The sequence below is a fragment of the Chryseobacterium gallinarum genome, assembly GCF_001021975.1.
GTDB lineage: Bacteria > Bacteroidota > Bacteroidia > Flavobacteriales > Weeksellaceae > Chryseobacterium > Chryseobacterium gallinarum.
Genome location: NZ_CP009928.1, coordinates 4,370,234 through 4,382,357, shown reverse-complemented (window position 1 = coordinate 4,382,357; position 12,124 = coordinate 4,370,234). Strand labels below are relative to the sequence as shown.

General features: G+C 36.2%; 5 protein-coding genes and 1 CRISPR repeat array. Of the genes, 3 read left to right on the top strand and 2 right to left on the bottom strand.

From position 1 onward, the window contains the following. Position 1 precedes the first annotated feature (1 nt). Positions 2–2,125 (bottom strand): Tex family protein, encoded by a 2,124-nt coding sequence (locus OK18_RS19575; RefSeq protein WP_053329103.1) that lies wholly within the window; start codon positions 2,123–2,125, stop codon positions 2–4. Between the two features lie 218 nt (positions 2,126–2,343). On the opposite strand from OK18_RS19575, the gene cas9 reads away from it, so the two are divergent. The 3 genes from cas9 to cas2 are packed head-to-tail and all read left to right on the top strand — an operon-like array spanning position 2,344 to position 7,790. Then, on the top strand, positions 2,344–6,552 hold the full coding sequence (cas9, locus tag OK18_RS19570) for a type II CRISPR RNA-guided endonuclease Cas9 (RefSeq protein ID WP_053329437.1): 4,209 nt from the start codon (positions 2,344–2,346) through the stop codon (positions 6,550–6,552). A 9-nt stretch (positions 6,553–6,561) separates the two neighbouring features. Further along, entirely contained in the window at positions 6,562–7,455 is an 894-nt protein-coding gene (gene cas1, locus OK18_RS19565; protein ID WP_050022726.1) for a type II CRISPR-associated endonuclease Cas1, read from the top strand. Continuing rightward, positions 7,452–7,790 carry a CRISPR-associated endonuclease Cas2 gene (gene cas2 / locus OK18_RS19560; protein WP_050022725.1) on the top strand — a complete coding sequence of 113 codons (339 nt, stop codon included), beginning with the start codon at positions 7,452–7,454 and terminating at the stop codon, positions 7,788–7,790. The genes cas1 and cas2 overlap by 4 nt, the downstream gene beginning before the upstream one ends. Positions 7,791–7,847: 57 nt before the next feature. Continuing rightward, positions 7,848–9,743: a CRISPR direct-repeat array (repeat unit 47 nt; unit sequence GCTGTGACTAATCACGAAGATAATAAATTTTGAAAGCACTTCACAAC). 119 nt (positions 9,744–9,862) lie between these two features. On the opposite strand, the gene OK18_RS19555 is transcribed toward cas2, so the two are convergent. Further along, on the bottom strand, positions 9,863–11,857 hold the full coding sequence (locus tag OK18_RS19555; RefSeq protein WP_053329102.1) for a T9SS type B sorting domain-containing protein: 1,995 nt from the start codon (positions 11,855–11,857) through the stop codon (positions 9,863–9,865). Positions 11,858–12,124: the final 267 nt, after the last annotated feature.

Genomic DNA, 12,124 nt, shown 5'->3' with positions numbered 1-12,124 from the left:
TTTATAAAATCATGCTCAACTGTACTCTTTTTCTTGCCTCATCCACTTCTGTTACCTTTACCTTAACGTGCTGGTGGAGCTTCACTACTTCATTCACATCAGATACATATCCGTCTTTCAGCTGGGAAATATGAACCAATCCGCTTTCTTTGATTCCCAGGTCCACAAAACATCCGAAAGCTGTAATATTGTTAACGATTCCCGGTAAGATCATGCCTGCTTTCAGATCTTTAATACTTTTTACATTGGGATCGAATTCGAATATTCTGGCAGCTTTTCTCGGGTCTAATCCAGGTTTTTCAAGTTCCTTTAAAATATCTTTAATGCCCAGGATTCCAATGTCTCCGGTAATATAGTTTTCCGGTTTTATCAGGGCGATTTTTTCTTTATTGGCTATCAGTTCATTGGTTGTAATGCCCAGGTCTTTAGCCATTTTTTCTACAATACCATACGCTTCAGGATGCACCGCAGAATTATCCAGCGGATTTTTTGCATTGGCAATTCTTACAAACGCTGCTGCCTGCTGGAAGGCCTTTTCTCCAAGTCTAGGAACCTTTTTCAGTTGTTTTCTGTCTTCAAAAGCACCGTTTTCAGTCCTGTAATTCACGATGTTTTCAGCCATTTTTTCTCCAATTCCGGACACATAGCTTAATAATGATTTGCTGGCTGTATTTAAATTGATGCCTACAGAGTTTACACATTTCATCACGGTAGAATCCAGTTCGTTTTTTAATTGAGTCTGGTCTACATCATGCTGATACTGTCCGACACCAATAGATTTAGGATCTATTTTTACCAGTTCTGCCAGCGGATCAGATAGTCTTCTTCCAATGGAAACCGCTCCGCGAACTGTTACATCATAGGTGGGAAATTCTTCTCTCGCAATTTTACTTGCAGAATATACCGATGCTCCGGCTTCAGAAACCACAAAAACCTGAATGGGCCTGTCAAAAGCGATCTTTTTAATAAAGAATTCAGTTTCACGGCTTGCTGTTCCGTTTCCGATAGAGATGGCTTCAATATTATAGGCGTTGACCATGGAACGGATTTTTTTCATCGCCATTCCGCTTTCGTTCTGAGGAGCGTGAGGGTAGAGGGTTTCATTATGAAGGAGGTCTCCTTTTTCATCCAGGCAAACTACTTTACAGCCACTTCTGTAACCCGGATCAATAGCCAGGATCCTTTTCTCTCCCAACGGCGGAGCCAAAAGCAGCTGGCTCAGGTTTTCAGAAAAAATTTCAATCGCTTTTTTATCCGCTTTTTCTTTCGCTTCCTGTAAAGCTTCATTGGAAATAGCCGGCTCCAGAAGTCTTTTATAGCTGTCTTTTATGGCCAGGGCAATCTGTGCAGAACTTTCGTTATCAGATTTGATGATAGCTTTTTCAATAAAATCAATAGCTTCTTCCTTGTCAATTGCCACATTGGTTTTTACAAAGCCTTCCGCTTCCGCTCTCAACATTGCTAAAAGCCTGTGAGAAGGAGTTCTGTTGAGGTTTTCTTCCCATTCAAAATATTGGGAGAATTTCTGAGCGTCTTCTTCATCTTTTTTCGCCTTTACCACCTTAGAGCTAATAACCGCCTTACGTTGGAATAGACGACGCAGATTCTTACGGACATACATATTTTCATTGATCCATTCGGCCATAATATCCCTGGCTCCCTGAAGAGCATCTTCCTCAGAAGGGACATCATTATTCAGATATTTTGAAGCCAGAAACTGCAGATCATTGTTTTTTTGACTCATAATGATCTTTGCCAGAGGCTCAAGACCTTTTTCCTTGGCAGCGTCTGCTTTGGTCTTTTTACGCTTTTTAAAAGGCAGATATAGATCTTCCAGTTCCTGAATATCAAAACTGTCCTCTATTCTTTGTTGAAGCTCAGGCGTTAAGCCTCCTTGTTCTTCTATAGATTTTAAAATAGATTCTTTTCTTTTTACAATCTCTTCAAACTGTTTGCTGATCTTTGAAATCTGTTCAATCTGGGTTTCATCCAGGTTTCCGGTTTTATCTTTCCTGTAACGCGAAATAAAAGGAATGGTGCAGTCTTCTGCTAATAGTTGTAAAGTATTGCTGATGCTCTTCTCAGAAATATCGAGCTGCTTCTGTATAAATGCTACGGTTGTCATTGTTTAGTTTTCGGATAGCTAAAATAGGGGTTTAAAAAGAAAAAGGCGAGTTGCCCCGCCTTGAATGTTTTCACAACGGAATAATCCTTATTGTGAAGTGCTTTCAAAATTTATCAATCAAAGATATAAAATCAAAATCAAAATACAATACGGGAAACCGTAAATGGTTTTCTTTTTTTCTTCTTACATTTATGAAATACTAATAACAAACTGCTATGGTGGAAAGAATTTTAGGACTCGACTTAGGAGTTTCTTCTATAGGCTGGGCTCTTGTAGAGGAAGATGTGAAAAATCCGGAAAATAACAAGATTATAAAATTAGGAGTAAGAGTTAATCCTTTAACAATAGATGAGAAAACCAATTTTGAAAAAGGTAAATCTATTACAACTAATGCCGGACGTACTTCAGCGAGAAGCGCCCGTAGGAACCTTCAGCGTTTTAAACTGAGAAGAAAAAAATTATTAGAGATTTTAATTCATTATAAAATCATAAAAAACGATGCTGTTCTGGCTGAAACAGGTAAAAACACTACTTTCCAGACGCAATATCTAAGAGCAAAAGCGGCCAGAGAAAAAATAGAACTGGATGAACTGGCAAGGGTTCTTCTTCTGATCAATAAAAAAAGAGGATACAAAAGCAGCAGAAAAGTCCAAAATGATGATGATGGAAAAGCTATTGACGGATTATCAGTAGCGAAGGAGTTATATGAGAAAAATTATACCCCGGGTCAATATGCCTATGATCTTTTAAAAAGAGGGAAAAAACAGATTCCGGATTTTTACAGATCAGATCTTCAAAATGAATTGGATCGTATTTGGGAATTTCAAAAACAATATCATCCTGATATTTTAACCGATGAATTTAAAAAAGAACTTGAAGGAAAGGGACAGAGAGCAACTGCCGCTATTTTTCTGAATCGTTATAAAATTTACACTGCCGATAATAAAGGAACACGGGAAGAGAAAAAGATTCAGGCTTATCAGTGGCGAGTAGAGGCTCTTTCTCAGCCATTGGATGTTAAAGAAGTGGCATATGTAATTGCGGAAATTAATAATAATCTTAATAATTCCAGTGGATATCTTGGTGCGATCAGTGATAGAAGTAAAAAACTATATTTTAACGGACAAACAATAGGAGAATATCTTTTTGAAGAGCTTTCAGCGAATCCTCATACCCGTTTGAAAAATCAGGTGTTTTACCGGCAAGACTATCAGGATGAGTTTGAAAAGATCTGGAAAATACAGACAAAATTCCATCCTGAATTGACTAAGGAATTGAAAGAACAAGTTCGTGATATTGTTATTTTCTACCAAAGAAAGCTAAAGTCACAGAAAGGGCTGATAAGTTTTTGTGAATTTGAAAGTAGAGAAATTGAAATTGAAGAAAATGGCAAAAGAAAAAGGAAGAAGGTCGGATTGAAAGTAGCTCCTAAATCTTCACCTTTATTTCAGGAATTTAAAATCTGGCAGGTTCTCAATAATATAGAAATAAAGAATGAAGATGAACGAAGGTATTTGGAGCCGGAAGAAAAAGAACTGCTTTTCAATGAGCTGAATTGTAAAGGAAATCTTACTTCACAAAAATGCCTGGAACTTTTGGGTTTTAAATCGAAAGATGCAAAACTTAATTTTAAAGTTGTGGAAGGAAACAGAACCAATGAAAAGTTATATGATGCTTTTCTGAAAATTCTGGAACTGCAAGGCTATAATGTTTTTGAGCTTTTAAAAATAAAAGAGGATAAGGATGAGGCTAAATTATCTGAACTGAAAGCTTCTGCTGACGAGATTAAAGGGATGATAAAAGAGATTTTTAATGCAAATCTTATTAATACATCCATTCTTGATTTTAATGCAGAATTGGAGGGAAAGGATTTTGAAAATCAGGCTTCTTATCAGTTTTGGCATTTGATGTATTCTTACGAAGGGGATAATTCGCCATCAGGGAATGAAAAATTATATGAATTGCTGGAGAAGAAATTTGGCTTTAAAAAAGAACACTCCAAGATTTTATCAACGATTGTTTTTTCACAGGAGTATGGGAGCCTGAGTACAAAGGCTATGAGAAGAATTTACCCTTATATTAAAGATAATAAGTATAGTGAAGCATGTCTTCTTGCTGGGTATAATCATTCTAAGCACTCTTTGACTAAAGAAGAATTGGAAAACAGGAAATTAAAAGAGCAATTGGAGGTTTTACCTAAAAATTCTTTACGAAATCCTGTTGTTGAAAAGATTTTAAATCAGATGATTAATCTTGTGAATGCTACAATTTCTGAATATGGAAAGTTGGATGGAGTTAGAATAGAGCTAGCCAGGGAGCTGAAGAAAAGTGCACAGGAGCGTGAAGATATGGCGAAGAGTATTAATGAAGCCACACTCCTTCATCAAAAATATGCAACTATTTTAAAGCAAGAATTTGGTGTTGTTAATCCATCCAGAAATGATATTATCCGATACAAACTATATATGGAACTTACCGTTAACGGGTATAAAGATCTGTATACTAATACTAAAATAGAAAAAGAAAATCTTTTTACAGATAAGTATGATATAGACCATATTATTCCACAGTCAAGGTTTTTTGATGATAGTTTTTCTAACAAGGTTTTAGTTCCACGACAGTCAAACTTAGATAAAGGAAATCTGACTGCGTATGATTTTATGTCTAATAAAGGGAGTGAAAGAGAAGAACATTTCCTGAATGTAATTAAAGAATTATTGGATAAAGGCAGTATTTCAAAAGCAAAATATGAAAAGCTAAAGAAAAAAGGATTAGAAATAGGAGATGGATTTATAGAAAGAGATTTGAGAGATACTCAATATATTGCAAAAAAAGCAAAAGAAATTCTTTTTGAGATTACTAATTCTGTGGTAACCACTTCAGGAAGAATCACAGACAAATTAAGAAAAGATTGGGATCTTGTCAATATCATGAAAGAACTTAATCTTGATAACTACAGAAGGTTAGGTTTAACAGAAATTGTCAGAAATTCAAAAGGAGAAGAGAAAGAACTCATTCCGGATTGGACAAAACGTAATGATCACCGTCATCATGCAATGGATGCTCTTACCGTTGCATTCACTACCAGAAATCATATTCAGTATCTGAATTATCTTAATGCAAGAAAAGATGAAAAGCATAAAGAACACCAGAATATTTATGCTATTGAAAATATTATTACAGAAGTCATTGAGAAAAAAAATGGTTCAAAGACCAGGAGATTTAAGGCTCCAATGAATAGTTTCAGACATGAAGCTAAGCAGCATCTGAAGGAAATATTGGTTTCACATAAAACTAAAAATAAAGTAGTAACCTCAAATATCAATAAGACTAAGAAAAAAGGAGGGATTCATAAAAAAACAGAACTTACCCCACGAGGACAGCTTCATAAAGAAACGGTGTATGGCAGCAAGAAATTTCTACAATCGAGAGAAGAAAAAGTATCTGCAAAGTTTGACTATGAAACTATATTAATGGTTGTTAATCCAATACATAGAAATGCATTACTGAATAGATTGAAGGAATATGGAAACGATCCTAAAAAGGCATTCTCAGGTAAAAATGCAATAAATAAAAACCCTGTTTACTTGGATGATTCTAAGACTGATATTCTTTCCGAAAAAGTTACTCTTTCCTGGTACGAGACCGGGTATACTATTAGGAAATCTGTTACGCCTGATAATTTTAAAGACTATAAGAATCTGGAAAAAATAACAGATCTTGGTATAAAGAAAATTTTAAAGGAACGTCTTGATCAATTTAAAGGAAATGCAAAAGAAGCATTTTCTAATCTGGATAAAGATCCTATCTGGCTGAATGAAGAAAAAGGAATTGCAATAAAAACCGTAACGATTACTGGTGTGAGTAATGCTGAATCCTTACACTTTAAAAAAGATCATTTGGGTAAAGAAATTCTGGATGAAAATGGAAATAAGATCCCCGGAGATTTTGTAAGTACTGGGAATAATCATCATTTAGCTATTTACTTAGATGAAGAGGAAAAACTTGATGATAAAATGGTTACATTTTATGAGGCAGTTTTAAGAGTAAATCAAGGTTTGCCTGTAATTGATAAAGACTATAATAAGGAGAAAGGGTATAAGTTTTTAATGACTTTGAAACAGAATGAAATGTTTGTATTTCCTAATGAAGATTTTGATCCCAACGAAATTGATCTACTTGATGAGAGGAACTTAGAGCGGATATCCAAGCATTTATTTAGAGTTCAGAAAATTTCAAAGGTTGGGTATGGAAATTCTTTTGTCAGAGATTTTGTATTCAGGCATCACTTAGAAACAACCGTTGAAGAGAGAAAAGAACTGCGGAATATAACCTATATACAGCTTAAAAGCCTTGAAGGACTAAGAAATATTATAAAAGTAAGATTGAATCACTTGGGAAAAATAGTACAAATAGGTGAATATTAAATAATTACTATGATAACTCGATCTATATACATTGGTAACCCTGCCTATCTAAAACTTAAGGATGAACAGATGTATATTCTGGATCCCTCTACCAAAGATTTGAAGGGTAAAATCCCTGTAGAGGATCTTGGGTTGCTGATGCTGGATCATTTTCAGATCACAATCTCCCATCAGCTGATTCAAAAAATGATGGGAAATAATGTAGTTGTTATAAGTTGTGATGCTCATCATCTTCCCCACGGAATTATGCTTCCCATATATGGGCATACTGAACATTCGGATCGTGTAAAAGATCAGCTGGAAGCCAGTGAACCATTGAAAAAACAACTCTGGAAACAAACTGTTGAATGTAAAATTGAAAATCAAAAAGAAGTACTGAGACGGTTGGGAAACTATTATGAACCCATGACAGAATATCATAGAAATGTAAAAAGCGGTGATAGTACAAATATGGAAGGAATTGCTGCACAGCATTACTGGAAATATCTGATCAGTCTTGATTTTTTAAGGGCCCGTTTTGGTGATTCTCCCAATCAGTTTTTCAACTTTGGATATTCTGTCCTCAGAAGTATAGTGGCCAGGGCAATTGTAGAAACAGGATTATTACCGGTTCTCGGGATTTTCCATAAAAATAAATATAATGCTTATTGCCTGGCAGATGATCTTATGGAACCATTTCGCCCATTTGTAGATCTTTTAGTGATGCAATGGCTTGAAAGGAAACCGGAAACAGAGGAGTTGGATAAAGAGTTTAAAGCGCATATCCTTAAAATAGCAACGGTAGATGTTGGAATTGATGGAAAAACAAGGCCGCTTCTTATTGCCGTAAAAATGACCGCTTCTTCCCTTTATAAATGTTATACAGGAGAAAAACGTTTGATCTCTTATCCTGAATTACTATGAACGCCGAAAGGTTTAATGCATACCGTATTATGTGGGTATTGGTTTTATATGATTTGCCGACTGAGACCAAAGCAAATATGCGGGATGCCAATTTGTTCAGAAAACGCTTGCTGGATGATGGGTTTACACTTTTTCAGTTTTCAATGTATGTAAGACATTGCCCAAGCCGTGAAAATGCTGAGGTTCATATTAAAAGAGTAAAAAATATGCTTCCTAAAGCTGGAAAAGTCGCTATTATGTGTATTACAGATAAGCAGTTTGCAGATATTGAAATCTTTTTTGCCAGAAATAAAGAAGAGCCACCTCCAACGTTTCAACAGCTTGAATTATTCTAATTTTTAAATCCTAAATAAATAATAAATCCGTTGAAATTCAACGGATTAGATTTTGAGGCTGTGACTAATCACGAAGATAATAAATTTTGAAAGCACTTCACAACTTTTAAATAAAAATGGGATTAATACTCCATGCTGTGACTAATCACGAAGATAATAAATTTTGAAAGCACTTCACAACGCCAAGATCAAAGGTTTGATCAGGATATTCGCTGTGACTAATCACGAAGATAATAAATTTTGAAAGCACTTCACAACAGTAAATGGATTGTTTGAAAGTCTGGAAAAGCTGTGACTAATCACGAAGATAATAAATTTTGAAAGCACTTCACAACGATCTAATATGCATTATTAACCCAGGGAGCGCTGTGACTAATCACGAAGATAATAAATTTTGAAAGCACTTCACAACATGATAGTGGTATAACCATTGATTCACTTAGCTGTGACTAATCACGAAGATAATAAATTTTGAAAGCACTTCACAACATTATCAAGAAATTATATCAAGTGCCAATGGCTGTGACTAATCACGAAGATAATAAATTTTGAAAGCACTTCACAACCAAGGAAACAATTGATTCTGGAGACTATGGAGCTGTGACTAATCACGAAGATAATAAATTTTGAAAGCACTTCACAACTGTGATTTGAGCGTCTCACACAAGGAGAGGGCTGTGACTAATCACGAAGATAATAAATTTTGAAAGCACTTCACAACAGTGATGATGAATATGATTTATCTATATATGCTGTGACTAATCACGAAGATAATAAATTTTGAAAGCACTTCACAACTGGCCAGAGACTCAGAAATATGAGGAATACGCTGTGACTAATCACGAAGATAATAAATTTTGAAAGCACTTCACAACTTCAATAGGTTCATCCTTCAGAAATCGATCGCTGTGACTAATCACGAAGATAATAAATTTTGAAAGCACTTCACAACTCAACCTCGTATCTTATGAATGCCGTTTCAGCTGTGACTAATCACGAAGATAATAAATTTTGAAAGCACTTCACAACAGGAAGAAATAGCAGCACAACAAGAAACTCGCTGTGACTAATCACGAAGATAATAAATTTTGAAAGCACTTCACAACACGCAGAACAATGTATTGACGAGTTAGAAAGCTGTGACTAATCACGAAGATAATAAATTTTGAAAGCACTTCACAACACGCAGAACAATGTATTGACGAGTTAGAAAGCTGTGACTAATCACGAAGATAATAAATTTTGAAAGCACTTCACAACCACGAAAATATGGAGTGGTTCACCCGTTCCGCTGTGACTAATCACGAAGATAATAAATTTTGAAAGCACTTCACAACCATTAGATTACTCGAATTCTATATATGCCTGCTGTGACTAATCACGAAGATAATAAATTTTGAAAGCACTTCACAACTGGACGCTGCAATCTATAATCTTCCGGGATGCTGTGACTAATCACGAAGATAATAAATTTTGAAAGCACTTCACAACTTACATTTACAAAGTCAAATCAAAGTAACAGCTGTGACTAATCACGAAGATAATAAATTTTGAAAGCACTTCACAACAACATGCTTCGGGTCCACAAACTGCATCAAGCTGTGACTAATCACGAAGATAATAAATTTTGAAAGCACTTCACAACTGACGATGAATTGACAAATTGGGCGGAATTGCTGTGACTAATCACGAAGATAATAAATTTTGAAAGCACTTCACAACGAGCGCCACGCGAAGTTGGTACAGGATGAAGCTGTGACTAATCACGAAGATAATAAATTTTGAAAGCACTTCACAACAGGTTGCATATACCGGAAATCAATTTTTACGCTGTGACTAATCACGAAGATAATGAATTTTGAAAGCACTTCACAACAAGGTATTGCAGATCCTTCGTCTTATTCTGGCTGTGACTAATCACGAAGATAATAAATTTTGAGAGCACTTCACAACAACTCTGTCAATATTCATAGTATTTTCTGTGTTGTGGTTAATCACAAAGTTAGTGAATTTCAACCCAATAAAGTCCCTAGCTCAAAGCAAGGGACTTAACTCTTGCTGATACATTCGAATTATTCTCTGTTTTTAACAAGTACCCAGCCGTTGTACCTGACTGAGGTGTTGGCATTGTTATTTTCATTCCATGAGATTGTGTACCAATAGGTGGCAGTAGGAAGCTTCTTGCCAAATGCGGTGCCGTCCCATTTGAAGTTTCTTATTTTACCGGCCTCATAAAGCTTATTTCCATACCGGTCATAAACTTCAAAAATAAGGTTTCTCTTGTAAGCCAGGGCTGAATAATCAATATTATCATTTTTACCATCTTCGTTTGGAGTAATGGCATTTATCAGGTTAGGAACTGTAATTTCTGCTGCTACGGGAACGCAGTTGTATTGATCTTTTACATAGAAGATATGTTGTCCTCTCGTAAGATTCGTGAAAATATTAACATCCTGCCACTTACCGGTCTGGTCCGCAGCGTACTGATACGGAGGAGTTCCTCCGGTGGCATTGATTGTCGCTGTATTATTGATAATGTCAATTGATTTGATAACAGGATTAGGAGAAGCATGGACTTTTACCGTTTGTTTAGTGGTACATTCTCCAGATTTTAAATTAACCCAATAGGTACCAACCCCTACATTGGTGATCTGCTGGGTTGTGGCTCCGGTACTCCATAAATAGGCATTGAAGCCGGGACCGGCATCAAGACTGGTTTTATCCTCAATACAGATTGTTTTATCAATCAATACAGATGAAGTTTTGGGTGGGATAACCTCTAAAGTTACTTTTGCTATCGAAAAACATCCGTTACTGTTGGTGACCCTGATGTAGATTGTGCTATTGGAGGCAATATACGAAGCAGGATTTGCAGTAATTTCATTCGTTCCGTTCGTGGCATCTGCCAGTGATGGGAAATACCGTTTGGTAACTCCTGTCTCAGACGTTACATTGGCTGTTGTAAGATTAAAAGAAGCTGTAGAAGGGTTATTTTCAATATAACATGATTTCACGGTAGTATCATTGACTTTCGGAAGGCTGCTTACCGTTACAGTAGTTGGCTGGCTGATTGCATTGCATTGTGAGTTTAAGACAGAGCCCTGAGGGCCTGCTTTAAACCTGATTAAATAATTACCGGCAGGTAACCCCGCAGAATTGAATGTGTAATTAGGATTATGAGTCGGCGTTCCCTGGTCTATCCATGTTGTTCCACCATCACTGCTATATTGCCACTGGTATTCCACAGGGTTGTATGAGCTTCCCGTAAGGGTGGCCGTAAAATCTACAGTAGCATTCTTGTTTGGACACAACGTGGTGCTGGAGCCGGGCAGTGCCTGCATGGTGGCCGGAACACAAGGCTGCACAGTAATGTCATCAATCGCCAGGTCATTACCACAGCCATTACCAACAGAGTTGTTGATAAACTGAAGTTTTACGGATGTGCTGGAAGCATTGTTGAAAATAATAGAGTATTGTGTCCAGGTTTGATTGGTCGGAATATTTCCTGTGGCCGAAGTACCCAGCGTGTTACCTGTGGCCGGATCAATTGCCCGGAGTGTAACGTTGGGATATTGATATCCTGTACCGCAGGTGCCGGGAGGGTTAACATTGAGAATCCAAACAGCTAATTTTAAAGTAGTGTTTGGACAAAGGTTGCTCATTGTATATTCAAAAAAAATGGTAGCTGCTGTAGACGGTGCATTAATCAGCATCATCAGCCCATTGGGATTCCCGGTATGATCAGCGGAATTTAAAAAACCATTGCCTCCTGTACTTGGCGTTTTTACCAATCCGGAATAGCCATCCGCCAAAGCGCCTCCACCGGGAGGGCCTGCCGTACCTACAAAAATAGTTGAGGTAGTGGCGCCTGGAGCATAAGTGGATAATGGACCATACCATTTATCAGTTACGTTGCCCTGTCCGAAAGTTTGATTCACAATCGGGGGTCCCCATGTTCCGGCACAGGTTGGAGGAGCTTGCGCATTAAGTTGCAAAACGCTAAAAATCAAAAATAAGAAAACCAAGATAGAACCGGCTTTCTTTCCTGAAAGTAATGTTTTCTTCATATCTTAAAGTGTGTTTTTTTAATGATATTATATCACAATGGTTATGTATTTAATTGATTTAATATCGAAATTTTAATACTTAATTAAAAGTTGTAGTAAATTTTCAAGGAAGTTGATGTTTTTAGTTTTTATTTATGTTTTTATTATTTATTTTAGTTAATTATTTGAAATTTAATTGTATTTAAGGTGTTTTGTTTGTGAATTTACATAAAAATAATGATATTTTTTAATTAATTATCTTTTTGAAACTTCTATGTCAGGATGGTG

What these genes read in the sequence shown, in the direction of transcription:
- cas2 (WP_050022725.1), top strand. Translation starts at nt 7,452, where the DNA reads ATGAACGCCGAAAGGTTTAATGCATACCGTATTATGTGGGTATTGGTT.
- OK18_RS19575 (WP_053329103.1), bottom strand. Translation starts at nt 2,125, where the DNA reads ATGACAACCGTAGCATTTATACAGAAGCAGCTCGATATTTCTGAGAAG.
- cas1 (WP_050022726.1), top strand. Translation starts at nt 6,562, where the DNA reads ATGATAACTCGATCTATATACATTGGTAACCCTGCCTATCTAAAACTT.
- OK18_RS19555 (WP_053329102.1), bottom strand. Translation starts at nt 11,857, where the DNA reads ATGAAGAAAACATTACTTTCAGGAAAGAAAGCCGGTTCTATCTTGGTT.